General features: G+C 63.7%; 25 protein-coding genes. 8 read left to right on the top strand and 17 right to left on the bottom strand.

Features of this window, described 5'->3' with window-relative positions; all coding sequences use genetic code 11:
• Positions 1-29 precede the first annotated feature (29 nt).
• The 5 genes from gspK to gspG are packed head-to-tail and all read right to left on the bottom strand — an operon-like array spanning position 30 to position 3,131.
• Positions 30-1,046: a type II secretion system minor pseudopilin GspK gene (gene gspK / locus B2246_RS16690; protein ID WP_008647892.1), complete on the bottom strand. Its 1,017-nt coding sequence runs from the start codon at positions 1,044-1,046 to the stop codon at positions 30-32.
• Complete coding sequence (locus B2246_RS16685) at positions 1,043-1,735, bottom strand: PulJ/GspJ family protein (protein WP_286882608.1); 693 nt, start codon at positions 1,733-1,735, stop codon at positions 1,043-1,045. Before B2246_RS16685 ends, gspK begins: the two co-directional genes overlap by 4 nt.
• The gene (gene gspI, locus B2246_RS16680) at positions 1,725-2,129 is read right to left on the bottom strand and encodes a type II secretion system minor pseudopilin GspI (protein WP_008647894.1); all 405 of its coding nucleotides are present in this window, start codon (positions 2,127-2,129) and stop codon (positions 1,725-1,727) included. The genes B2246_RS16685 and gspI overlap by 11 nt, the downstream gene beginning before the upstream one ends.
• Positions 2,126-2,650: a prepilin-type N-terminal cleavage/methylation domain-containing protein gene (locus B2246_RS16675; protein ID WP_286882607.1), complete on the bottom strand. Its 525-nt coding sequence runs from the start codon at positions 2,648-2,650 to the stop codon at positions 2,126-2,128. The genes gspI and B2246_RS16675 overlap by 4 nt, the downstream gene beginning before the upstream one ends.
• A gap of 16 nt (positions 2,651-2,666) precedes the next feature.
• On the bottom strand, positions 2,667-3,131 hold the full coding sequence (gene gspG / locus B2246_RS16670; RefSeq protein WP_008647896.1) for a type II secretion system major pseudopilin GspG: 465 nt from the start codon (positions 3,129-3,131) through the stop codon (positions 2,667-2,669).
• Positions 3,132-3,324: 193 nt separating this feature from the next.
• Between gspG and B2246_RS16665 the strand changes: the two genes are divergently transcribed.
• The 5 genes from B2246_RS16665 (at position 3,325) to B2246_RS16645 (ending at position 7,375) form a co-directional block, all read left to right on the top strand.
• Complete coding sequence (locus B2246_RS16665) at positions 3,325-3,777, top strand: RrF2 family transcriptional regulator (protein ID WP_024569529.1); 453 nt, start codon at positions 3,325-3,327, stop codon at positions 3,775-3,777.
• A gap of 93 nt (positions 3,778-3,870) precedes the next feature.
• A complete protein-coding gene (locus tag B2246_RS16660) occupies positions 3,871-5,091 on the top strand; it encodes a globin domain-containing protein (RefSeq protein WP_186425423.1) in 1,221 nt (406 codons plus the stop codon).
• Positions 5,092-5,261: 170 nt separating this feature from the next.
• Positions 5,262-5,876: a general secretion pathway protein gene (locus B2246_RS16655; RefSeq protein ID WP_035884352.1), complete on the top strand. Its 615-nt coding sequence runs from the start codon at positions 5,262-5,264 to the stop codon at positions 5,874-5,876.
• Positions 5,877-6,051: 175 nt separating this feature from the next.
• Positions 6,052-6,651 (top strand): EF-hand domain-containing protein, encoded by a 600-nt coding sequence (locus B2246_RS16650; RefSeq protein WP_008647121.1) that lies wholly within the window; start codon positions 6,052-6,054, stop codon positions 6,649-6,651.
• A gap of 229 nt (positions 6,652-6,880) precedes the next feature.
• On the top strand, positions 6,881-7,375 hold the full coding sequence (locus B2246_RS16645; RefSeq protein ID WP_008647119.1) for an Lrp/AsnC family transcriptional regulator: 495 nt from the start codon (positions 6,881-6,883) through the stop codon (positions 7,373-7,375).
• 99 nt (positions 7,376-7,474) lie between these two features.
• Here the strand turns inward: B2246_RS16645 and B2246_RS16640 are convergent, their stop codons facing one another.
• On the bottom strand, positions 7,475-8,173 hold the full coding sequence (locus tag B2246_RS16640; RefSeq protein ID WP_008647117.1) for a GNAT family N-acetyltransferase: 699 nt from the start codon (positions 8,171-8,173) through the stop codon (positions 7,475-7,477).
• A gap of 321 nt (positions 8,174-8,494) precedes the next feature.
• Here B2246_RS16640 and B2246_RS16635 point away from each other — a divergent pair, with 321 nt between their 5' ends.
• Together B2246_RS16635 and kefC are read left to right on the top strand one after the other, a co-directional pair.
• Positions 8,495-9,085: an NAD(P)H-dependent oxidoreductase gene (locus tag B2246_RS16635; protein WP_024569359.1), complete on the top strand. Its 591-nt coding sequence runs from the start codon at positions 8,495-8,497 to the stop codon at positions 9,083-9,085.
• The gene (kefC, locus tag B2246_RS16630; RefSeq protein ID WP_035884351.1) at positions 9,082-10,896 is read left to right on the top strand and encodes a glutathione-regulated potassium-efflux system protein KefC; all 1,815 of its coding nucleotides are present in this window, start codon (positions 9,082-9,084) and stop codon (positions 10,894-10,896) included. The genes B2246_RS16635 and kefC overlap by 4 nt, the downstream gene beginning before the upstream one ends.
• 25 nt (positions 10,897-10,921) lie before the next feature.
• Here kefC and B2246_RS16625 read toward each other — a convergent pair whose 3' ends face one another.
• The 7 genes from B2246_RS16625 to paaA all read right to left on the bottom strand — a co-directional run bounded on the left by B2246_RS16625 (position 10,922) and on the right by paaA (position 16,439).
• On the bottom strand, positions 10,922-11,542 hold the full coding sequence (locus B2246_RS16625) for a TetR/AcrR family transcriptional regulator (RefSeq protein WP_008647112.1): 621 nt from the start codon (positions 11,540-11,542) through the stop codon (positions 10,922-10,924).
• Between the two features lie 73 nt (positions 11,543-11,615).
• Positions 11,616-12,413: a DUF1835 domain-containing protein gene (locus B2246_RS16620; protein ID WP_008647110.1), complete on the bottom strand. Its 798-nt coding sequence runs from the start codon at positions 12,411-12,413 to the stop codon at positions 11,616-11,618.
• A gap of 120 nt (positions 12,414-12,533) precedes the next feature.
• Positions 12,534-13,619 carry a 1,2-phenylacetyl-CoA epoxidase subunit PaaE gene (gene paaE / locus B2246_RS16615; RefSeq protein WP_008647107.1) on the bottom strand — a complete coding sequence of 362 codons (1,086 nt, stop codon included), beginning with the start codon at positions 13,617-13,619 and terminating at the stop codon, positions 12,534-12,536.
• A 12-nt stretch (positions 13,620-13,631) separates the two neighbouring features.
• On the bottom strand, positions 13,632-14,240 hold the full coding sequence (gene paaD, locus B2246_RS16610) for a 1,2-phenylacetyl-CoA epoxidase subunit PaaD (RefSeq protein WP_286882606.1): 609 nt from the start codon (positions 14,238-14,240) through the stop codon (positions 13,632-13,634).
• 16 nt (positions 14,241-14,256) lie between these two features.
• Positions 14,257-15,114: a 1,2-phenylacetyl-CoA epoxidase subunit PaaC gene (paaC, locus tag B2246_RS16605; RefSeq protein WP_035884349.1), complete on the bottom strand. Its 858-nt coding sequence runs from the start codon at positions 15,112-15,114 to the stop codon at positions 14,257-14,259.
• A gap of 10 nt (positions 15,115-15,124) precedes the next feature.
• Positions 15,125-15,412 carry a 1,2-phenylacetyl-CoA epoxidase subunit PaaB gene (gene paaB, locus B2246_RS16600; RefSeq protein WP_008647104.1) on the bottom strand — a complete coding sequence of 96 codons (288 nt, stop codon included), beginning with the start codon at positions 15,410-15,412 and terminating at the stop codon, positions 15,125-15,127.
• A 19-nt stretch (positions 15,413-15,431) separates the two neighbouring features.
• Positions 15,432-16,439: a 1,2-phenylacetyl-CoA epoxidase subunit PaaA gene (gene paaA, locus B2246_RS16595; protein ID WP_035884348.1), complete on the bottom strand. Its 1,008-nt coding sequence runs from the start codon at positions 16,437-16,439 to the stop codon at positions 15,432-15,434.
• 217 nt (positions 16,440-16,656) lie between these two features.
• Between paaA and B2246_RS16590 the strand changes: the two genes are divergently transcribed.
• Positions 16,657-17,127 carry a universal stress protein gene (locus B2246_RS16590; protein ID WP_008647102.1) on the top strand — a complete coding sequence of 157 codons (471 nt, stop codon included), beginning with the start codon at positions 16,657-16,659 and terminating at the stop codon, positions 17,125-17,127.
• A gap of 20 nt (positions 17,128-17,147) precedes the next feature.
• Here B2246_RS16590 and B2246_RS16585 read toward each other — a convergent pair whose 3' ends face one another.
• From B2246_RS16585 to B2246_RS16570, 4 genes are all read right to left on the bottom strand, one after another.
• Positions 17,148-17,426: a DUF1488 domain-containing protein gene (locus B2246_RS16585; protein WP_008647095.1), complete on the bottom strand. Its 279-nt coding sequence runs from the start codon at positions 17,424-17,426 to the stop codon at positions 17,148-17,150.
• A gap of 114 nt (positions 17,427-17,540) precedes the next feature.
• Complete coding sequence (locus B2246_RS16580) at positions 17,541-19,649, bottom strand: FUSC family protein (protein WP_286964052.1); 2,109 nt, start codon at positions 19,647-19,649, stop codon at positions 17,541-17,543.
• A gap of 376 nt (positions 19,650-20,025) precedes the next feature.
• Entirely contained in the window at positions 20,026-21,270 is a 1,245-nt protein-coding gene (locus B2246_RS16575) for a nucleoside recognition domain-containing protein (RefSeq protein ID WP_286882604.1), read from the bottom strand.
• A gap of 78 nt (positions 21,271-21,348) precedes the next feature.
• Positions 21,349-21,735 (bottom strand): DUF488 domain-containing protein, encoded by a 387-nt coding sequence (locus B2246_RS16570; protein ID WP_008647090.1) that lies wholly within the window; start codon positions 21,733-21,735, stop codon positions 21,349-21,351.
• Positions 21,736-21,917: the final 182 nt, after the last annotated feature.

Below are 21,917 nucleotides of genomic sequence, written 5' to 3'. Positions count from 1 at the left end.
CAGGACAAGACCGGATGCGCGTCGGCCAGTTAGTTCGACGGGGGCATGGCATCGGCATCACGCGACCAGACGACGCGGGTCGTATTGCCGCTGCCCTGCACGTTCTGGCGCTCGACCAGCGATACCTTGAGGCGGCGCGCCCGATCGTGCCGCACCAGACCGTAGATCAGGAAGTAGCGCGAGCTCACGTCGAGCGTGTTGGCGGTGATTACCGCCTTTGGTGCAATCGTCTGCAACTGTGTCGTGATGTCGCCAGTGTTGTTGAAATAGGCGCGATCGCGCTGGCGGACAAGCTCGCGCGCGCGGTCCAGCGGCAGCTTGTCGATCACGGCGGCCAGCACCTCCGCGTCCGCGGTATTGGCGTTGACCGTGGTGCGTTCGGGCAGCACCGTCACGAACGGCTCGAGCGTGTCGATCATCTCCGGGGTGAAGCCCGGAATCGCCAGCAGGCTTTGCACGCTGTCTGGCGGCCTCGGCACGGGTTGCCCGTCGCCCGATCCACCCTTGGCCGCGCGTAGGACATATTGCGCGGTGGTCTCCGCCAGCGCAGCGTTCATGCCGAGCGTTTGAAGCAGGCGTCCGAATGCCTGCATCGATGCAGGGTCGATGGAGATCGTGAGACCGGATTCGCCGGACGTCGACTGATAGAGGTTGGTCAGATTGAAACGTGCCTGGGCGTCCAGGATGCGGCCCGAGAGGAACGACGTTTCTCCGGCCTGATCGGTGCGAAGCCCGGCACCGAGAAAATCGGACAGGCGTGTTTCGGCCACTGGGACCGACCACGGCTCGCCGAGGTAGTCGACGTTTGAGCGGCGCTGGTCGTCGCGCAGGATCAGGCGTGCCCAGTCCACCGCGGCGCGTTCGATCCACTGAGCCTGCGCCATCAGCCGCTGATTCTCGATCGAGCGGATCTGCACCTGCTGGCGCCAGAGCATGCCGGAGACCACCACCACGGCCAGCGTCACGATCAGCAGCGCTGTGACGACAGCGGCGCCACGCTGGCGGGATCGCATGAAGGAGGAGGGGGTGTGATGGCGCGCGGTCATAGGCCCGTCGTGCAGATCTTCTGGAACTGGCGGGGTACGTCGCCGTCGCCCATGCGGGCCAGGACCGTCAGTTCGACCGCACGGATCGCCACGGTCTTCGCCACGAGGTCGAGGCCGGCCTGCGCATCGCTGGCGCCGACTGCCGCCGCAGCGCTGCCTTGCTGCAGCGCGGCCCGTATGCGCCCGGTGTCCGTTAGCCAACCGGACGGCTCCACCCAGACCCGTGCTGAAAGCTGCTGGGCGTCGGGCAGCAGCGGACGCAACTGGACACCTGTCGTGGCGGCCGCCTGACGCATCGACTGGATGGCGTTCTGTACCTCGTTGCGCGATATCGCCGGACGGCTGGCCGCGCGGACGATCGTGTTGCCGTCCAGGCGATAGGACACGACCTGCCAGGCCGGCGGCGAGCCGGCATCGCGTCGATCGCGCACCATCAGTATCTGATTCTGGGCGAGTTCCACCGGGCTGGCCTGCAGTAGCGCAGGCAGGGTCAGGTGCTCGCAGTCGGACTGGAACTGGCCATAGAGCACCTTGAGCGTATCGAGCCGCTTGTCGTGATCGACCAGGCGTTCACGGGAGCGCGTCATCGAATCGAGCGCGCGCCACCCGATCACGGCCATCACGGCCAGCAGCGTGATCGCCACCAGCATCTCGAGCAGCGTGAAGCCGCGGCCGCGGTCAGAGGACATTGCGCGTTTCATTCGGAACCAGCGTGACGAGCCAGGCCAGCCGCACGGACTTGTTGGTGGCCGAAGGGAAAACGGAGATCTCGACGCGCCGGAAGGAGGGATTCGGCGTGCTCGTGACGGATTCCTCGCACCAGAGCGCGGCGCCGCCCTGAGGGCAGTCGTAGCCGCGCGTGCCGGGCTCGGGCCAGGTCTTCGAAAGTCGCAATGTGGCGAGGTGGTTCTCGGCACTGAACTCGGCCAGCATGCGCTGCTGGAGCGAGATGCTCGACTCGGTCATCGAACCCATCGCACGCATGGCGGCGGTCAGGGCCACCGCGAGGATCGTCAGCGCGACCAGTACCTCGATCAGCGTGAAGCCTTCGCGGCGATGCTGACGAATGCGACGCGCGCTCATTGCAGGACCGTGGCCACGTAGCGGCCGCTGCCATCGCCGGTCACGTCGACGCGGATGGCGCCGCTCGTGAGGATCAGGCGCTGCGGTTCGTCGATCAGTTCGCGACCAAAGACCAGTCGGACCGGGCCGGTACCCAGGCGGCGCCCGCCTTCGGCGATGACGGCGCCATCCAGGCGTACTCGCCATTGACCAGGCGCGAAGACATCGGTCCGCATCGGCACCCAGCCCTGCGGCGTGGATTCGAGAAAGCGCCAACCCCCGGCATCACCCTCCCAGGCGATCGGGCGGGCGCCAAGCTGGGCGTCTTCCTGGGCGAGTTCGAAGAGGCGGGCGATGCGCTGGCCGTCGTCGAGCACGCGCCCGCGTTCGTTGGGCGATGCATTGACGGCCACCAGCGAGATAACGATGCCGGCGATCACCATGACCACCAGCAGTTCGAGCAGCGTGAAGCCGGGAACCCGGCGACACGTCCGGCGACAAGGAGCGAATGCGGTCAGGCCGCGTGGTGTCGCCGGGTGCATGGATCAGAGAGGGCGCTTATTCCCAGTTGCCGATGTCGGCGTCGTTGCCGGTGCCGCCGGGCTGGCCATCGGCACCGAAGCTGAACACGTCGATCTCACCGCGTACGCCGGGGTTCAGATACTGGTACGGATGACCCCACGGGTCCTTCGGCAGCTTTTCCAGGTAACCACCGCCCTTCCAGTTGTTGGGAACGGGCTCGATGGTCGGCTTGGCCACCAGTGCCGCCAGACCCTGTTCGGTGGTCGGGTAGCGGCCGTTGTCGAGGCGGTAAAGCTTCAGCGCCTGCATGACCGACGAGATGTCCTGACGCGCCGCGACGATGCGTGCCTCATCGGGGCGGCTCATGATTTTCGGCACCACCAGGGCCGCGAGCACCCCCAGGATCACGATCACCACCATGATTTCGATCAGGGTGAAGCCGCGCGCGCGACGGCGTTGGCTGGGGAGTCGGATATCGGGCTGGGTGGCGAATCTGCGCATCGTGTGTAGTGCCTTGGACTTGTATGTCGGGAGAGAGCCGCGCCGAGGCAAGCAGCGCGGCGGATATGATCGGAAAGTATAACCGCCGCCGCATGACTGTTTAATGTGCCGAGGCATATCCGGCTGTGCCTAATGCTGCATTGCATCAAAAATCTTGCATTGGCGATGCACGTTATCTATGATTCCAGTCACGATGCAACTGACCCGATTCTCCGACTACGCGCTGCGCCTGCTGATGTATGTATCACGCGGCGACGGCAGCCGGCCAATCACGATTGCCGAGGTTGGCCAGCAATTCGATATCTCGCATAACCACCTTGTGAAGGTGGCTGCGCGGTTGTCGAAGCTCGGCTGGATTTCGGCAACGCGCGGGCGCCACGGTGGTCTGCAACTCGGCCCCGGAGCGGAGAAATTGTCCGTCGGCGCGATCCTGCGCGAACTCGAAGGCCGCAAGGCCATCATCGACTGCGCCGATCCGCCATGTGCCTTGAATGGCAACTGCCGTTTGAAACGGGCACTTGATGACGCCGAAGAGGCGTTCTATCGTGCGCTGGATGGCGTGACCCTGGCCGACGTGTCAGGTAGCCGCACGGCCGAATCGATCATCAGCCTGCATCGAGATTTCCTGAGCCGGCACGTGGCATAAGGATTCGGGGGGCCACCCCGACCCATGTCGTCTGCCGGCTTTATTGTGCGCAAAAACATGCATTTTATATGCATGATTCAAGGAGTTTTGCTGATGTTGTCCGCTGCTTCCCGCCCCTATATCGATGCCAGCGTCCCCGTGCTGCGTGAGCACGGTCTTGCGATCACGACACATTTCTACCGAGAGATGTTCGCGGCGCGCCCCGAACTGAAGCGCATTTTCAACATGGGCAATCAGGCCAATGGCTCGCAGCAGCAATCGCTGGCCTCGGCAGTGTTCGCCTATGCGGCCAACATCGATCGTGCCGACGTGCTTGCGCCAGTGGTAGAACGTATCGTCCACAAGCATGTGGCGGTCGGTCTGACGCCGGCCCACTATCCGATTGTCGGCAAGTATCTGCTGGAAGCCATTGCCACCGTGCTGGGCGACGCCGCCACGCCGCCGCTGCTGGCCGCCTGGGACGAAGCCTACTGGCTGCTGGCCGGCGAACTGATTGCCGCCGAGGCCCGACTCTATGAACGCCATGGCGTGGCGGCAGGTGAACTTCTGCGCGTGCGCGTGGTGAACCGCGAGCTGGAGGGGGATCAGGTGGTGGCGTTGACACTGGCCGCCGAAGACGGCTCGCCGCTGCGTGACTTCGCGCCGGGTCAGTACATCAGCGTCGAGGCATCGTTTGCCGATGGACGCCGTCAACTGCGCCAGTACTCGCTTTCGGGCGAGCGCGGCCTCCCGACGTGGCGTATCTCGGTGAAGCGCGAAGATGGCTCCAGCGACGCGCCGGCGGGGACGGTATCGAACTGGCTGCATGAGAACGCCCAGGTCGGCACGACGCTGCATGTGAGCACCCCTTGGGGCGATTTCGCGCCAGAACTCGACAGCCGACAGCCGATCGTGCTGATGTCAGCAGGCATCGGCGTGACGCCGATGGTCTCGGTGCTGCGCACGCTCGCACACGAAAATCCGCATCGCCAGGTGCTGTTTGCCCATGCCACCCGTCATGGCCGTCAGCACGCGCATCGTCGGGACGTGGCATGGGCGCGCGAGCGTATGCCCAATCTGCGTACTCATGTCAGCTATGAAACGCCGCAGTCGGTGGATGCCTCGGGGCGCGACTACGACCACGCCGGCATGATGCCGGTCGAGGCGCTGCTGAAGTCCGGTGACAACGCCGCGTTCAATGACGCCCGTTTCTACCTGTGTGGCCCGCTTGGCTTCATGCAGGAGCAGCGTCGCGCGCTGATTGCCTCGGGCATTCCAGTCGGACACATTCATCGCGAAGTGTTCGGGCCCGACCTGCTCGACGATATCCTTTGATCGCCGTCGCATTCTTCGAATCTGCCTGCTGATATTGCGTCAGTTGGCAGACGACAGGTGACATGTGGGTCTGGTACGCTAGGCGGTCTCCCTATTCGAGCCGCCCGGCGTATCGATCTGTGTCAACCCTGCTTCGGCCTGCCCTCCGTTTCGACCCGTCCGCCGCCTGGATGCCCCGCCTGGCCGGCCTGGCGCTGTTTGTCGCGCTGTGCGCGCTGGTGACCCATTGGGTCCTGGTATTCAGCGCAATGCGGACGATCCCCGTACCAACATCCGCGCGTATCGCCCAGACCGAGCCAGTCGAGACCGGAGCGGTGGCGACGCTATTCGGCGGCAGCGCCCAGTCAGGCGTTCGCGATGTGCAACTGATCGGCGTCGTGGCGGATCTGGACGGCGTAGGCCCTGCGGCGGCAATTCTGTCGCTCGATGGCGGGCCGCCCAAGGCTGTGCGCGTCGGCGCATCGCTGTCTGCGCAGATTCGTTTGACGGAAATCCACAGCCGCAACATCGTGATCGAACGCAACGGCGTGCGGCAGGAGATTGCATTGCCGGTGCAGAACACACCGACAGCGGGTCGGCCGGCCAACCTCGGCGCAGCGCCGCCCGCGGGTGCCGGTGCACCGCTATCGACACCGATGCCGGCCCCGGTCGCCCCGCCGCCCGTGGTCAGCGCGCCGGCCCAGCCACAGGAGTTCACCGCATCCCCGGCACAGCCGGTGCCACCGCCGCCTCAACACGCGCCTGCGCAAGGCCCGGTTGGCGAGAGCCTGGGCGCGAAGGACTAAGCTTGTTGGATGCCAATACGTTTCAGAGTATTGCGTACTGTTTGAGTATCTTGCGTCTGTTTACGGCACTCGTCCGTTCTGTGAGCCCCGTAACATCGTATTAAAAGCGCCAAACTTGCGTGGTTGTCTGGGTTCTAATCCGTACATGCCCAACGTGATGAAAAGGAGCACAGACATGCAACGCAATCACAAGACGCACGCACTCAAGCAGTTCATCGCGGCTTCGGCCGTATTCCTGGTCGCCGGTGGCGCCTTTGCCCAGACCGCAGCGCCTGCGCCGTCCGACGGCCCGCAAGGCATGCCCATGCACCGCATGGGTGGCCCGGGCGAGCATCGCGGCGGAGACTGGCTGATGAAGCTGGCCGATACGGACAAGGACGGCACGATCTCGAAGGCCGAGTTCGATGCGCTGTTCAACAAGATCGATACGAACCACGACGGCAAGCTCGACAAGTCCGAGCTGGCGGCCTTTCACAAGGCAATGTGGGAGCAGCGTCGCGCCGAGATGAAGGCTGATTTCGAGGCCAAGTTCAAGGCCGCTGACAAGAACAACGACGGTGCGCTGACCCGCGACGAGTTCAAGGCGGCCTTCCCGCGCATGGCAAACCGTTTCGATCGGATTGATGCCAATCACGATGGCAAGGTGACGATGGCTGAGATGGAAGCCAGCATGCAGAAGATGCACAAGGAACGTATGGACCGGATGGAGCGCCGCGGCCCTGGCGGTCCGGGTGCCGCGCCGGCGCCTGCAATGCCTTCGAGCGGCGGCAACTAAGCCAACTTTCACCGGCAGACGAGCGCGACCTTCGGGTCGCGCTTTTTTTTTCGTGGTCGAGCCTCATGAAAGATCATGGCACCATCCTTGCCTGTGCAATCTAGTGCATTTCATCGGCGTATTTGGCCCGTGATAGCGGGTATCGCATCAAAAAAATTGCGCATTTGTGCACGACTTGTTAAATTTGCGCAAAAAAATTGCCGACAAACATATTGCGGAGCAACAAAACGTGAGCAAGGTGGAGCTGGACAAGATCGACCGAAAGATCCTGGAAGTCCTGCAGACCAATGGAAGGCTGACGAACCTGGAAGTGGCGGAGCGCGTGAATCTGTCGCCAAGCCCTTGTCTGCGTCGCATCCGTCGTCTGGAGGAGATTGGCGTCATTCGCCAGTATGCAGCGCTGCTGGAGCCCAACAAGATCGGGCTGGGCCTGCTCGCCTATATCAACGTCAGGCTGGAAAAGCAGGGGGGCACCCCGAAAGGCAAGGCGCCGCTAGACCTCTTCCGGGCGGCCATCCAGACGTGGCCCGAAGTCGCGGCCTGCCATGCCATGACCGGCGAGATGGACCTGCTGCTCAAGGTATATGTCGAGGACATGGAACACTTTGCCCGCTTCATGCAGGAGCAACTGCTTGCGCATCCTTCCGTGATCGACGTGCGTTCGAGCTTCGCGCTCGAATCGATCAAGGACACCACGGCGCTGCCAGTGGCTGGCAACGCCTGATCGGCTGGCTGAACGCCATGCCAATGCAAACGGCGCACCGCCAGGGTGCGCCGTTTGCATTTCCGGGCTAGCGTGTTGGGCGTGCTAGCGCAGAGTGTGTCAGACCGTGTGTTTCTGCGGCACTAGCGAACGCCAGAAGCGCAGGCCGAAGCGGCGGGCATCGCGCAGATTGCGACGCATCATGTAGTCGAGGTCGGCAACCTGCTCATCAAGCGCTTCAGTCAGACGACTCACGGTGTCGGCCGGTGTCAGTTCCAGGTACGCATCGGCTTCACCGTACGCATACTGCACCTTCATGCCGGCCTTCTTGGCGATGTGCATCATCGCCGCGTTGCGCGACAGGCAGTGCATGTAAAGGGTACGCACGCTGGTATTGCGCCCGTGGATCGCGGCCCGCTCGAACAGCGCGCTACCGATACCGCGGCCACGCGCGCTCTTGGAGACCGACACGCCAAATTCGGCGACGCGGCCCTGCGCGTTGTCGCGCAGGTTGGCGAAGTGGCCCACGCCGATCAGTTCCAGGTTCTCGTCGTAGACGCCGAACACGCTGTCGTGGTCGAAGTCGATGCTGTCGACGTATGCCTCGACCACGTGATCACCCACCGACTGGCCAAAACGGAGCAGGCGATCCTCCTCACCCAGGGCGAGGAAATGCTTGAGCAGGCGCGAGCGGTGATGGGCGGCCAGTTCACGAACCAGAACGGTGTGACGTTGGGCTGCCTGGCTTGCTGCGGCTGCACGGCGGAGATCTTCGTCGGTTACGGCTCCGACGGCCTTGCTCAGTTCGAGCGGGTTCACTTTTGTTTCCTTCTTCAGTGATCGGTATAAAAATAACACCGTCGCGGTGGATGCCTGTGCACTTTCGTGTCACGATGCACCGGATCCGGGCAAACACTAGGTTGCTGCGACGCGAAAACTATTGTAGTGGAATTGTCAGTCTCGCGTAAGCTATCCTGCGCCGCAACACACCCAGAAAAGTGTGATATTTCGAAAAATTGAGCCAAATCAACGGTTTGGCTGCGCGATCCTGGCGTCACCAGGGGGCGTGTTGTGGATTTGCTGCAACGCCGCATTCTCCTGCTGCCGGCCACTCGCTGGACCCGTTCGTACCCAGACACCATGACCGAGCCCCCCGTAGTTGTGATCTTCGCGCATCCTTCGCCCCGGCGTTCACGCGTCAACCGTCCCCTTGCTGAAGCGCTGGCGGCGTTGCCCCATGTGGAAGTGCGCGAGTTGTACCGGCTCTACGTCGACTACGACATCGATGTCGTTGCCGAGCAACGCTTGCTGTCCACCGCCGAGACCCTGGTCCTGCAGTTTCCCGTGCGCTGGTACAGCGTGCCCGCGCTTCTCAAGCTGTGGCTGGATGATGTGCTCGAAAGCGGCTGGGCCTTTGGCCCCGGCGGCACGGCGCTGCGTGGCAAGTCGATGCTGGCTGTGGTCAGCACCGGTGGTCATGCCGATGCCTATGGCCCGGAGGGCACCCATGGCCATCCAATCGCCGATTTCCTGCTGCCGCTCGAACAGACCGCGCTGTTGTGCGGCATGACCTGGCTGCCGCCGGTGGTGCTGCATGACGCCGACAACGCCGATAGCGATGCCGTGGCGCTCCATATCGAGCATGTGGCGCGTCATCTGCCGGCGCTACCACTACCCCCTGAAACGCAACAGTGGACCGATGCGGAGCTGGGCGGGGAGGACGCGCCATGAACCAGCACGATTTCATGATTGCGCTGGTTGTCTTCCTGGTGGCGGCAGTGGTGGCCGTGCCGCTGGCGCGGCGATTCGGGCTTGGCGCCGTGCTCGGATATCTGCTGGCGGGTGCGGCAATCGGGCCCTACGCGTTGAGGCTGGTGACCAACGTCGAGTCGATTCTCCATTTCTCGGAGTTCGGCGTTGTCCTGATGATGTTCGTGATCGGCCTCGAACTCGAGCCACGCAAGCTGAAGAACCTGCGCAAGACGATCTTTGGCTATGGCACGGCTCAGATGGCAGCGTGTGCGCTGGTAGTCGGGGGAGCGGCCGCATTGCTGGGCGCGTCGTGGCAGGTCGCGATCGTCGCCGGTCTGGGGCTCGCGCTGTCGTCTACCGCCATTGCCTTTGCTACCCTGGCCGAGCGGAATCTGATGGGCACGCCCGCTGGTGCGGCCAGCTTCGGCATTCTGCTGTTCCAGGATATCGCTGCGATCCCGATGATCGCGCTGCTGCCCTTGCTGGCGATCGACGCCGCCGAGATTGCGCCCCATGGCCCGCCGCACTGGCAAACGGTGGCCAGGGCGGTGGCGGTGCTCGGCATCGTGGTGGTCGGTGGCCGGTACCTCGTGCGGCCCGCATTGCGGTTCATCGCGCGCACGGACATGCGCGAGATGTTCACCGCCTTTGCGCTGCTGCTGGTGGTTGGCATCGCGCTGATGATGGAAGCGGTGGGCGTGTCGATGGCGCTTGGCACATTCGTCGCCGGCGTGCTGCTGGCGGATTCCGAGTACAAACACGCGCTGGAAGCCGACATTGAGCCATTCAAGGGGTTGCTGCTCGGCCTGTTCTTCATGGCCGTCGGCATGTCGATCGACTTCGGCGTGCTCGCCCAGGCGCCGTGGAAGGTACTGGGGCTGGTTGCTGGATTCGTACTGGTCAAGACACTGGTGCTGGCGGTGCTCGCGCCCCGGTTCGGGATTGCGCGAGGCCAGTGGTTGCTGTTCGGGCTCTTGATCTCGCAAGGCGGCGAGTTCGCGTTCGTGGTGTTTTCGGTGGCCGACAATGTCGGCCTGCTGACCGAGCATATGCACGCGCTGCTGGTCCTGATCGTGGCGCTGTCGATGGTGGCCACGCCGCTCTTGCTGCTTGTCTTCGATCAGCTGATCGCGCCGCGCCTGCACATCCTGATGCGGAAGCCCGACGATGTGATCCCGCCGCAGCACAACCCGGTAATCATCGCGGGTTTCGGGCGGTATGGTCAGATCATTGGTCGCTTGCTCTATGCGCAGGGCATCGGGGTGACCGTGCTCGACCATGATCCGGACCAGATCGAGTTCCTGCGCCAGTACGGCTTCAAGATTTTCTACGGCGATGCCACGCGAGTGGACCTGCTCGAGGCAGCCGGCGTGGCGGAGGCGAAGATTCTGGTCGTGGCGATCGATGGCATGGAAGACAGCCTCGCCTTGATCGACCGCGTGCGTGAGCGCTGGCCGGAGTTGACGATCTGTGCCCGGGCACGCCATGTGTCGCACGTCTACCAGCTCAAGGACCGGGGTGTTGGCATCTACGAGCGTGAGATGTTCGAGGGGTCGCTGATGATGGGGCGCCGCGTGCTGGAAGGCCTCGGCTTCGACCCCGCGGAGGCACGCAACGTGGCGCTTCGGTTCCGCCGTCACAACATCCAGGGGATCGACCGGTTCTATCCGTACTACACAGACCAGAAGAAGCTGACGTCCCTGACCAAGCAGGCGCGAGACGAGCTCGAGGAAATGTTCCGGCAGGATCGCGAGCAGCGGCGCAAGCGCGAGGAGGCCGAGTGGTCCTGATGGCGGGCGCTGTCGCTGGGGCGCGTTATCCGGTGATGCCGGTCCCGCGCGGGGTCAGGCCGCCTTCGAGGAGGTCGACCACCATCTCCGCGAACTGGGCGTATGACAGCTTGCCGCCGGGCTTGAGCCACGTGAACGTCCAGTTGATCATGCCGAACACCGTCATGGTCAGCGCGGTCTGGTTCTCAGCCGTGACTCGGTCCGGATAGGCAAGGCGCAGCAGGCGAGTGAAAGCGGCCACCACGTCGCGCTCGCGCTTGAGGATCTGATCGCGCTGTTCTTCAGCCAGGAACTTCACGTCGTTGATCAGCGCGATATGGCGTGTCTGCGACGTTTCGTATTCGGCCAGGAAGGCGCGCAGCAAGTGCCCGAACGTCTCCCGGCTGTTCAGCCCGCGCCGAGCGCTATCCGCTTCCACCTCGCTGACGATCTGCATGAGCTGACACGTGTAGCGGTCCAGCAGGTCGAACAGGATCGCCTCCTTGCTCTCGTAGTAGTGGTACAGCCGGGCTTTCGACGTGCCGCACGCGGCGGCCAGATCGGCCATCGACGTGCTCGGGTAGCTGGTGGCCGCGAAGGCAGCCGCTGCCAGGTCAAGGATTTGTTCTCGTTGCGCCTCGAAATCGGGCGCTTTGGTTCTGGCCATATGGCTCCGAAATGTTCGCCGGGAGGGCGATCGGGGGTCGCTGGGGTTTGCTGGGTCGATTAAGAGACCGGGTTCACGCGTCGTCGTCGGCGAGGCTGTTGCGACGGAGCTCGCAGGTGTCGAGTGCCTCAGGGTTACCGCGCAGCACGAGCTGGCCGGTGCTGACCAGCTCACGGCAGCGCCAGAACACGAACCAGTCGCTGGCCAGCAGCCCTTCGATGGCCCCCATCACGCTGCCCACCACTTGGGCGGCCGGTGTCCACTCGGCGGGGGCGCGCTCCAGGATCACGTCGTCGACGGTGTGGTAGGCCGCTGGCACCAGCGTGTTGCCTTTCCACAGCCGCACGTCGGCATTCTCCTTGACGTTCTGCTGCCACTCGTAGCCCAGCCGGCCCAGGCGCAGCACCGAGACCGGCGCGATGGTCGAGAACCGGCGCGCCAGCCTTGCGGCCGAATACATGCCGATGGCGGTCAGGCTGCCATGCGTGGGCGTTTCCAGCTCGCGCAGGTCCATCGCCACCTCGTTGATCCGCTGCGGCGTCTGATAGAGATGAAAGACCACGCGGCGCAACATCAACTGGTCTGACGCGCTCTGACCGTGCCAGATCGCCACCTCCATGTCGTCGCGGCGCAGGGCCTGGAACTGATCCAGCGCCTGGCGCATCTCGGCGGCGAAGTCGATATCGGAATGGGGCGCCACCCGCTGCCAAAAGCCGGAGCGGATCAGGCCGGTACTGTCGATATCGGCAATGGGGCCGACGGCGAGGTCGTCACGGAGGACGACAACCGGATCGGGACGGGCCGCCTGGGCCAGAGCCTGGCGCAGCGTGGTGCCCGCGACATCGCCGTTGACGACATGGATATATTGCATGACCGTGATTGTATAGGGTGCGACGGATCAAGCCTGTCCCCGCCATTGTAATCACGGCATGTGGTCAGTCGCGCATTGGCGGCACCCCGGCGTGTGGGATTTCCACCATATGCGCGACGCCTAGCGCTCGTCGTAGCTGACCACCACGCGCGGCGTCACCGCCCGGGCCTGACAGGTCAGGACAAAGCCCTTTTCCATCTCCCACGGCTCGAGCGTGTAGTTCTTCTCCATTTCAACCTCGCCCTCGAGCACTTTTGCCCGGCAGGTGCAGCAGACCCCGCCCTTGCAGGCGTAGGGCAGGTCGAGGCCGGCCGCCAGCGCGGTGTCGAGCACTTTGGCATTGCCAAGCGGCAGGCGCATCTTGTGCTGCTTGCCGTCCAGCACCACCACCAGTTCGGCCGTGCCGGTCTGTCCTTCGAGCGAAACGGGTGTCTCGCGCCGTGGGCCGAGTGGCACGCCGAAGCGCTCGGCATGGATGCGGTGCGGGTCGAGGCCAGCTGCCTTGAGCGCCTCCTCCACCTCGTCGATCATCGACGCGGGACCACACACGAACGCGGCGTCGATGTCGTCGATCGGAATCAGTGAGCCAAGGAACCGGCCCACGCGCTCGCGATCCAGGCGGCCATGCAGCAGATCGACCTCCTGCGGCTGCCGCGACAGCACGTGATAGAGCGTGAAGCGCGACAAATACTGATTCTTCAGGTCCTCGAGCGCTTCGGAGAAGATGATCGTGTCGACGCTGCGATTGCCGTAGACCAGCGTGAAGCGGCTGTTCGGTTCCATGGCAAGCGTGGTGCGGATCAGCGATAGCACCGGCGTGATGCCGCTGCCGGCGGCGAAGGCCACGTAATGACGCGACGTGGCCGGGTCCAGCGGTACATGGAAGCGTCCATCAGGTGTCATGACGTCTAGCGTCTGTCCGGCTTCGACGTTGTCGTGGACCCAGGTCGAAAACACACCATCGTCGACGAGCTTGACCGCCACGCGCAGTTCGCCGCTTTCAGCGTAGTCCTGCACGCCACTGCAGATCGAGTACGAACGGCGCACGTCGTTGCCGCCTACCGGCGCCTTCAACGTGAGGAACTGGCCTTGGGTGAACCGGTAGGCATCCCGCAGGGCGTCAGGCACATCGAATGCGATCGACACCGTATCGGACGTCTCGGGACGAACCTGCGCCACGCGCAGCGGATGGAACTGTGGGGTCATGGCCGGTGGGGGTCAGTAAGGTTTGAAATAGTCGAACGGCTCACGGCAGTCCAGGCAGCGGTAGAGCGCCTTGCACGCAGTGGACGCAAAGCGCGACAGCTCCTGCGTATGGGGGCTGCCGCAGCGCGGGCATGTCACGGCGTCTTCGGACTGGGCCCGTGGCACGAAGCGCAGCGGTTTGGCGTTATCCGGTGGGGCATCCGTGACGCAGTGCCCGGGCGGGGCGATGCCAAAGGCGCGCAGGCTGGCGCGGCCGGATTCGGTGATCCAGTCGGTGCTCCAGGCGGGCGCCAATACTGTGAGCACGCGCCAGGGGGCGACCCCGGCGGCCTCGAGCGCGCGGCCCGCGTCTTCTTCGATCTGCGACATCGCCGGGCAGCCCGAGTACGTCGGCGTGATCACAGCTTCCAGCGTCAGTCCATCGTCGCCCAGCCGTACGTCTCGCAGAATGCCGAGGTCGCGGATAGAAACGACCGGGATTTCGGGGTCTGGCACGGCCTCCAGTGCCGCGCGCGCGCAGGCGAGCCGATCGTCGGGTGTATCGGCCCTTTTCCCCGAAGGCGTCGAAAATGTCGGCGCGAACGGGGATGTGGTGGCATCACGGGCGGGGGTGTCGCGCATGGCTTCGATCCCTGGCTTACCACTGCGCGCCGGGATGGGCGCGCGCGAGGCCCTGCATCTCGGCCAGCAGATAGCCCATGTGTTCCGAGTGCACGCCCTGCTTGCCTGTCGAGAGGAACGCGGACTCGGCCGGCAGGCGCAACGTCGCCTCTTCGAGTGTGGCGCGTACCGTGGCGTCCCATGCATCGCGCAAGTCGGCGGTCAGCACGCCGATGCCTTGCTCTGCGGCTTCCCGCTCGATCGGATCGGCGGCGAAGCACTCGTTCATGTACGGCATCAGATGTTCGAGCGCGCGTTGCATCCGGAGGTGAGACGTTTCGGTGCCATCGCCAAGCCGCACGACCCAGCCGGCGGCATGGTGCAGGTGGTAGCGCGCTTCTTTTACCGACTTGGCGGCGATGGCGGCGAGCTCGGTGTCGCGGCTGCGCTCCAGCGCGGGCCACAACTCCACCATCAACGCGCCGAACAGGAAGTTGCGCATGATGGTGATGGCGTAGTCACGATCCGCGCGTGCAGTGCCGGCCAGCGGTCCGTGGTGCGGCAGTTCCAGCAGCGTCCAGTTGTGAAACTCGCGCTCGGCACGCCAGTAGGCGTAGTCGTCTTCATGCCGGGTGCGGCCGGTCAACTGGCCTTCGAGCACGCCGGCGTGGCTGTAGAGCAGCCGGGCCTGCCCGATCAGGTCGAGACTGATGTTGGTCAGCGCGATGTCTTCCTCTAGCGCCGGGCCGTGGCCACACCATTCGGCATTGCGCTGTCCCAGGATCAGCGCATTGTCGGCCAGGCGGAGCACATACTGCAGCGGCGCGGTGCGTGCGAGAGGAAGGCCGTCCAATGCGGCGTCGCCGTTGGCGGCGGCAGTGATGGATGAATTCATGTCGCCGGCCTTACATGTGGTTCACTTCTTCGGGCAACTGATAGAACGTCGGGTGGCGGTAGATCTTGTCGGCCGCCGGGTCGAACAACTCGCCCTTCTCGGCAGGCGCGCTGGCCGTAATCGCCGACGATGGCACCACCCAGATCGACACGCCTTCCTGCCGGCGCGTGTAGACGTCGCGTGCCATGAGCAGCGCCTGTTGCGCATCCGCGGCGTGCAGGCTGCCGCAGTGCTTGTGTTCCAGGCCCTGTTTGCTGCGGACGAAGACTTCCCACAGTGGCCATTCCTTTTGCGTCATGTCTGTCTCCTCTTGGCGTTCAGGCTGCTTTGGCGCCGGCTTTGCGATGTGCCTGTTTTTCGGCGTGGGCCAGTGCGGCTTCCCGTACCCAGGCGCCGTCGTCATGTGCCTTGACGCGTGTGGCCAGGCGCTCCCGGTTGCACGGGCCGTCGCCGTTGATCACGCGCCAGAACTCTTCCCAGTCGAGCGGGCTGTAGTCGTAGTGGCCGCGCTCGGCATTCCATACCAGGCCGGGATCGGGCAACGTCACGCCGAGCACTTTGGCCTGCTCGACGGTGGCGTCGACGAACTTCTGCCGCAGGTCATCGTTGGAAATGCGCTTGATGCCCCAGGCCATGGTCTGGGCGCTGTTGGTGGATGCGGAGTCGGGCGGGCCGAACATCATCAGCACCGGGAACCACCAGCGATTGACGGCGTCCTGCACCAGATCGCGCTGCGCTTCGGTGCCACGCATCATCGCCAGCAACGCGTCGTAGCCCTGGCGCTGGTGGAACGATTCTTCCTTGCAGATGCGGATCATGGCCCGCGCATACGGCCCGTATGAGCAGCGGCACAGCGGGATCTGATTCATGATCGCGGCGCCGTCGACCAGCCAACCGATGACGCCGACATCCGCCCAAGTCAGCGTCGGGTAGTTGAAGATCGACGAATACTTGGCGCGGCCCGCGTGCAGCGCATCGACGAGGTCGTCGCGCGAGGCATTGAGGGTTTCGGCCGCACTATATAGATAGAGTCCGTGGCCGCCTTCGTCCTGGACCTTGGCCAGCAGGATGGCTTTGCGCTTCAGCGACGGCGCGCGGCTGATCCAGTTGCCTTCGGGCAACATGCCGACGATTTCGGAATGCGCATGCTGCGAGATCTGGCGGACAAGGGTCTTGCGGTAGGCGTCCGGCATCCAGTCCATCGGCTCGATCTTGCCGTCCTCGGCAATGCGGGCATCGAACGCGGCCTGTTGATCGGCGAATTCCGGGGCGATGGGCGCCACTTGCGGTGCCTGGCCGGGCAGGTCGAGGCTCTGTGTGTACATCACGTCTCCTTGACGGGGCGTCTGCTGCGACGGGCCGACTCGTGATTTGTGATCTGGGTGCTTGGGTCGGTCGGGCTTGCTCACTATATATATAAACCGACCGGTCGGTCAATTTAAAAGACTATCCGATTGGCGAACGATTTCAGAATCACGCCGTCACGTGAGGCACGCGCCACGTGTAGTATGAAAATTCATCTCTTTACTGGAGGGCAATGCAATGGCGAGCAAGGCTTACAGCAAGATCGTGGTGGCGGTAGATGGAAGCAGCACCTCGGATCTGGCATTGCAGGAGGCGATTCGTGTGGCGGGGGGCAGCGGGGCGACGATTCTCGCGCTCTATGTCGTCGACAATGCCATGGTGCTGTTCGACGCCGGGTACTACGATCCGTCGCAGATCGAACGCGCTTTCGTGGAAAGCGGCACCCGAGCCCTCGAGGCCGCCAGCAAGTTGCTTGGCGATGCCGGGGTGAAGTTCGAGACGAAACTCGTCACGGAACCTGCCGTGGCCGGCGACATAGCTGGGTCGATCAACGCTGCGGCCAGTGAGTGGGGCGGCGATTTGCTCGTCATCGGTACACACGGCCGACGCGGCGTGCGCAGGCTCGTGCTCGGCAGCGTTGCCGAAGCCGTGATTCGTCAGTCGACCATGCCGGTCTTGCTGGTGCGCGGGACGTCGTCAGAGCAGTAACAAGCCAGGCGCGCGAACGTTCAGCCGGCGAAGCGGAAGTGTCCGCCACGCAGCATGATTTCGCGCGCTTCGGTCAGCTCAAACATGCTGTGCGCCAGTTGCTCGATGCGCGCGCGGTTGTTTGTGAAGGCGCGCACCAGATCCTCTTCGCGCGGGGAGCGCGCGCCGCAGTAGGCCTCAAGCGCCTCGGCCGTGACCGAATACTGCGAACGATTGCCGTTGACGGTGGCCGGGCAGGAGAGCGTCAGACTGGCGCCACAGTACGTCGGGTTGCTGTTCGGGAACGTGATATCGACCATGGCGCACCTCGTCTTGCCGGGAACGGGGAAACGGCGAATATCCTTTTAATATAGGTAACTGCAGCCGTCCGGCAACCCTGAGCGAGCCCGAATTTCTCCTTTTGGTCGATCGCATCAACTGGCGCGCAAGCTGCTCCGCCGGGAGCGGCTGCCGTGCTCGTGCGCTGCGGCCAGTGCGCTCATCTGGGCAACGGCTTGATGCGCGCTGTCGACATAGGCATTGGCGTACGCCGCTTGTTCGACCAGGAACTGCTCGAATGCCGTGGTGGCGAGTGGAGACGGTCCGATCCAGTCAGGCGCGGAGGGGGCTATCGCATCAATCCGCCCTGGTCGTGCCGCAACCTCCGCCAGTCGTACCTCAAGTGCCGATAGCAGGGCCTGAACCCCGGGACCCGGGGGTTGGTCGACACTTCCCGATTCCGCGCTGGCCCGAATCAGCCCGGCCAGAGAAGCCATGCGCCGCGCCGTGTCATGCAGCGACGTGTGGGCCGCCGTCAGATCGGAGGCGAGATCACCGGCGGACTGGGACAGCGTGGCTTCGGCGCGAGATGATGCACGGCCCGCCGCCACGCGCAGGGCCTCGAGCCGCAAATGGGACGGCGTGAGTGTGCGCGAGGCGCGGCTCGCCGCGCGCAGGTAGACGGCGTTGACCGCCAGCGCGTCAATGCTGTGGCGGAAGACCCGCGATAGCTCGGCACGCGGTGCCAGTATGTAGTAGCTAGCCAGTGCGATCAGACACCCGATCGCGGTATCGAGCCCTCGCATCGCTGCGACCTGGCTGCTGCTCGATGTGGGTTCACCGAGCCAGGAGAAGAGAATGACCGCTGGTGTGAGACAGAAGGCAAAGCCCCCGGGGTTGCCCGCCAGCCGCGCAGCATAGGCACCCGCCAGGAAGAGGGCGCTTAGTCCCAGCACCGGCGCGGGTGTTGGGTGCAACAGGCTGATCGCGCAGGCGAGCAGGGCACCGGCCAGAGATCCGGCAAATCGCAAGAACGAGATCTGGCGAGTCGTCTGCAGCCGCGGACTCAACACCATGATCACGGTGACGGCCACCCAGTAGCCGTGATCGACATGCCAGATCTGCGCGGGTAGAAGACTCAGGCCGCCGGCGAGCGCAAGGCGCACCGCGTGCCGGGTGACGCGAGTGTCGCGCGCGGCCAGATCCGCCAGCATGAGACCGAGACGATCGATCAGGCTGGCGAATCCGCTGTTTGGCCAGGAGAAGCCTTCGCGCCAGCGATCGAACGCAGGAAACTGCGCAAGCGCAGCCAGGGCCGATTGATATGCCGGAGGCGTGCTGGCATGGGTACGCCGGGCAGCCAGTTCACGCAGGTCCCGGAAGAGCATGGCCGTCAGAGCGGGAAGGTCCGGGCCGTGGCAGGACAGGGCTTGCAGAACCTGAGCGTGCATGTCGGTCAGCCGGCTAGCCGCGCAGGCCAGTGGCAACGCATGGCCGACGCCCAGCCTTTCGCGCAATTCGCCGGCAACAATCAACAGCGCGAATATCGCATCGCCGACCGCGATGGCGTAGGCGTAGTGCAGGAGCGCAACGGGATCGGCCAGGCCACGCCGGCTGACTAGCGCCTTGCGCGCCGTTTCGATGCAAAGGCGAATCTCCTGCTTGTGCGGTGTCATATCCAGCGAGCGCGCTCCTGCGAGCGCCACCGCGAATCCGCGCAGTGCGTCGTAGATAGCAATGATCTCAGTCCGTGGGCGTGTCTCGCGATCCGAGGGGATCAACACAAGACTGACCGCGCAGGCGAACAGGCCGCCGCGAAGAAAATCCAAGCCGGCCATCCAGGCATGAATGGAGGCGGATGGCCCTGACGCTGGCTGCAGGCACGCGGCGATCAAGACTACGTAGAGGAGCTTGAACCACAGCGCGGTGGCGGGACCGCGAACCTCCGACAAGCCGGCCACAAGACCCGCGGCCAGCACGAACGCCAGCGCTGCTAGCGGCGAGGCATGGAGGCTCGCGCCGATCACACTGACGGCTGCGCCACCAATCCCTACAGTTGCCAGTCCACGAATACGGGCGGCGGCGGTGCCGGGGCGATCGGCAAGGCAAGTCCAGATGGATGCCGTGGCCGACCAGATGTAGCCACTGTCCCCAGTCAGCCAGGCCGTACCGGCGAGCGTGAGAAATGACAAGGCGTAGATCGCACCGCGCCGTAGAAAGGCGGCGTCAGGCCAGTAGCGGAGGTAGTGCAAGGCGGGGCGCATCGAGCAGGCGGGGGCGGCTGAGTGGTATCAGGGTCAGTACCGATACCACTGTACTTGCCCGCTTGCTGCATCGCAACAAATCTGATTTGAATCAGGGGTTGGTGCGCAAATCGTGCATTGTTGCACCACAAGTGGGATGCGCGGTGCATGACGGTGCGTGCTCCATATTCCTCATATGGACAGAAGGAAACAGTCCAACTGATCCACGATTCCCCAAATTTTGGGCAAAAAAAACCCGCGCAGATGATGCGCGGGTTGGAATCCACCGAGGTGGTGGAGGAGACAGACTTCACTATACACGACTTGTTGCGTCGCACCAAGCGTCCTTTTGCGAGATGTTCGATGACCGCACAAGCTCGTTGTGGTCGTACAACGACTAGCAGAAAAGATAGGCAATCCAGACAGCCGCAACGAGTCCAACACCATCTGCAAACAGTGCGCAGGCTAGTGCGTGCCTTGTATTGCGCACATTGACGCTACCGAAGTACACCGCAAGCACATAGAAGGTGGTTTCCGTCGATCCCTGGATAATGGCTGCGAGCCGTGCCTGGAAGGAGTCGACGCCATAGGTTGTCATCACGTCGACCATTAGCCCCCTGGCACCAGCCCCGGAGAGGATCTTCATGAGACCAACGGGCAGGGCGGGCACGAAATCGGTATTCATGCCGAGCCACTGAAATACGCTCGTAAGCGCCTGCATCACCACATCCATGCAGCCTGTGACACGAAACAGTCCGATGGCCACGAGGATGGCTACCAGGTAGGGAATGATCTGCACCGCCACGCCGAACCCTTCCTTGGCGCCATCGATAAACGCATCGTAGACATTGATGCGGCGCAGTGCTCCAGCGACCAGGAAGAGGGTGATCAGTGAAAGGATAAATCCACTGCCGGCCAGGGCGGTGAGCTTGCTGACTTGATCTGGTGGAGCATGTCGCAGCCAGAAGAACAGGGCGCCAAGCAGGCCGCCGATGAGGCCAAACGTGACCAGTACGGCGGGTTTGAGCAGGTTGAGCCGTTGAACCCAAGCCACTGCCAGCAAACCGGCCAGGCAAGACACCGCCGTGGCAAGCAGCGTCGGCAGAAAAATATCCGCGGCATTGAAGCCAACCAATCCCTGCTTCACAGCCATGGCCTGCCGGATGGCGATCACCGACGTCGGAATCAGCGTCAGCCCCGCCGTGTTCAGCACAATGAACATGATCTGGGCATTGGTGGCGGTGCCAGGCTGGCGATTTAGCGATTGGAGCTCGCGCATCGCATTGAGCCCAAGTGGAGTGGCGGCGTTATCGAGCCCCAGCATATTGGCGGAGATATTCATCATCATCGCGCCTTGCGCCGGATGGCCCTGCGGCACGCCGGGGAAGAAGTGGCGCAATAGTGGATTCACCAGTCGGGCGAACATATCCACGGCGCCGGCGCGCTCGCCGACGCGCATGATGCCAATCCACAGGCTCATCACTCCGGCCAACCCAAGCGAAATCTCGAAGGCAGTGCGCGCGCTGTCGAACAGGCTAGCCAGCATGGCGGGAAACACCGCGGTGTCGCCGCCAATCAACCGCACACATGCGGCAACGAAAGAAACGAGAAAGAATCCGAGCCAGACGAGGTTCAGTGCCATCGGCGAGAAAAGTGGCAGTAAGAAGGCTTCGCCGTTCCACCGGCGAAGCTTCGCATCATAGCCCGACGCCGATCAGACTTAGGCGATATCGGCGCCACGCTTAGCCAGCAGGTCTCGAAGGATCGACCTGTGGCAATGGGCTTCGTTCTCGCAATAGCAGCCGAGTGAGAAATTGGTCTGATGGGATAGCGCCGCCAGCAGATCCAAGGTGCGACTCGCGTCCGGTTCGGCCATCTGCGACCGGAAATGCCTGTCGAATGCGCGCCAGGCCTTGTCGTCTGCCGCTGCTTGCGCTTCCGCGACCAGATCGGCGGAGGGTGAAAGTACCGGGTACCACACATCGTAATAGTCCCTGCTGGCGAACTCCGCCTTGGGGACACCTCGTGGTGGCCGCCTCACGGTACCGATGCGCAGGCCTTCATCCGCTGCGCGGGGTGTGCCAAGCCTGACGATACGAATGCTCATCTAGTTGTCTCCACTTTCGCCGGAATCCCCTACCGGGGAGTCTGGCGCCTGAACCCATGGTGTCACATGCCTCTATATATATGATGCATTCACCGTTGGGCCGACGATTATGGCGATGGCCAATCAGGCCTTGAAAGGGCCTTTTTAGATATTTTCAGAAAGTGCTTGCCAACCCTGTGGGT

It is taken from the genome of Cupriavidus sp. UBA2010 (assembly GCF_002335265.1).
Lineage (GTDB): Bacteria > Pseudomonadota > Gammaproteobacteria > Burkholderiales > Burkholderiaceae > Cupriavidus > Cupriavidus metallidurans.
Note: the sequence above shows the minus strand (reverse complement) of the source record. Positions and strands in the feature narration are given on the sequence as shown.

What these genes read in the sequence shown, in the direction of transcription:
- kefC (WP_035884351.1), top strand. Translation starts at nt 9,082, where the DNA reads ATGAACCAGCACGATTTCATGATTGCGCTGGTTGTCTTCCTGGTGGCG.
- B2246_RS16655 (WP_035884352.1), top strand. Translation starts at nt 5,262, where the DNA reads ATGCCCCGCCTGGCCGGCCTGGCGCTGTTTGTCGCGCTGTGCGCGCTG.
- B2246_RS16580 (WP_286964052.1), bottom strand. Translation starts at nt 19,649, where the DNA reads ATGCGCCCCGCCTTGCACTACCTCCGCTACTGGCCTGACGCCGCCTTT.
- B2246_RS16675 (WP_286882607.1), bottom strand. Translation starts at nt 2,650, where the DNA reads ATGCACCCGGCGACACCACGCGGCCTGACCGCATTCGCTCCTTGTCGC.
- B2246_RS16660 (WP_186425423.1), top strand. Translation starts at nt 3,871, where the DNA reads ATGTTGTCCGCTGCTTCCCGCCCCTATATCGATGCCAGCGTCCCCGTG.
- B2246_RS16625 (WP_008647112.1), bottom strand. Translation starts at nt 11,542, where the DNA reads ATGGCCAGAACCAAAGCGCCCGATTTCGAGGCGCAACGAGAACAAATC.
- B2246_RS16575 (WP_286882604.1), bottom strand. Translation starts at nt 21,270, where the DNA reads ATGGCACTGAACCTCGTCTGGCTCGGATTCTTTCTCGTTTCTTTCGTT.
- B2246_RS16665 (WP_024569529.1), top strand. Translation starts at nt 3,325, where the DNA reads ATGCAACTGACCCGATTCTCCGACTACGCGCTGCGCCTGCTGATGTAT.
- paaE (WP_008647107.1), bottom strand. Translation starts at nt 13,619, where the DNA reads ATGACCCCACAGTTCCATCCGCTGCGCGTGGCGCAGGTTCGTCCCGAG.
- B2246_RS16635 (WP_024569359.1), top strand. Translation starts at nt 8,495, where the DNA reads ATGACCGAGCCCCCCGTAGTTGTGATCTTCGCGCATCCTTCGCCCCGG.
- paaD (WP_286882606.1), bottom strand. Translation starts at nt 14,240, where the DNA reads ATGCGCGACACCCCCGCCCGTGATGCCACCACATCCCCGTTCGCGCCG.
- B2246_RS16585 (WP_008647095.1), bottom strand. Translation starts at nt 17,426, where the DNA reads ATGGTCGATATCACGTTCCCGAACAGCAACCCGACGTACTGTGGCGCC.
- gspG (WP_008647896.1), bottom strand. Translation starts at nt 3,131, where the DNA reads ATGCGCAGATTCGCCACCCAGCCCGATATCCGACTCCCCAGCCAACGC.
- gspK (WP_008647892.1), bottom strand. Translation starts at nt 1,046, where the DNA reads ATGACCGCGCGCCATCACACCCCCTCCTCCTTCATGCGATCCCGCCAG.
- B2246_RS16685 (WP_286882608.1), bottom strand. Translation starts at nt 1,735, where the DNA reads ATGTCCTCTGACCGCGGCCGCGGCTTCACGCTGCTCGAGATGCTGGTG.
- paaB (WP_008647104.1), bottom strand. Translation starts at nt 15,412, where the DNA reads ATGACGCAAAAGGAATGGCCACTGTGGGAAGTCTTCGTCCGCAGCAAA.
- paaC (WP_035884349.1), bottom strand. Translation starts at nt 15,114, where the DNA reads ATGAATTCATCCATCACTGCCGCCGCCAACGGCGACGCCGCATTGGAC.
- B2246_RS16590 (WP_008647102.1), top strand. Translation starts at nt 16,657, where the DNA reads ATGGCGAGCAAGGCTTACAGCAAGATCGTGGTGGCGGTAGATGGAAGC.
- B2246_RS16570 (WP_008647090.1), bottom strand. Translation starts at nt 21,735, where the DNA reads ATGAGCATTCGTATCGTCAGGCTTGGCACACCCCGCGCAGCGGATGAA.
- gspI (WP_008647894.1), bottom strand. Translation starts at nt 2,129, where the DNA reads ATGAGCGCGCGTCGCATTCGTCAGCATCGCCGCGAAGGCTTCACGCTG.
- B2246_RS16620 (WP_008647110.1), bottom strand. Translation starts at nt 12,413, where the DNA reads ATGCAATATATCCATGTCGTCAACGGCGATGTCGCGGGCACCACGCTG.
- B2246_RS16650 (WP_008647121.1), top strand. Translation starts at nt 6,052, where the DNA reads ATGCAACGCAATCACAAGACGCACGCACTCAAGCAGTTCATCGCGGCT.
- paaA (WP_035884348.1), bottom strand. Translation starts at nt 16,439, where the DNA reads ATGTACACACAGAGCCTCGACCTGCCCGGCCAGGCACCGCAAGTGGCG.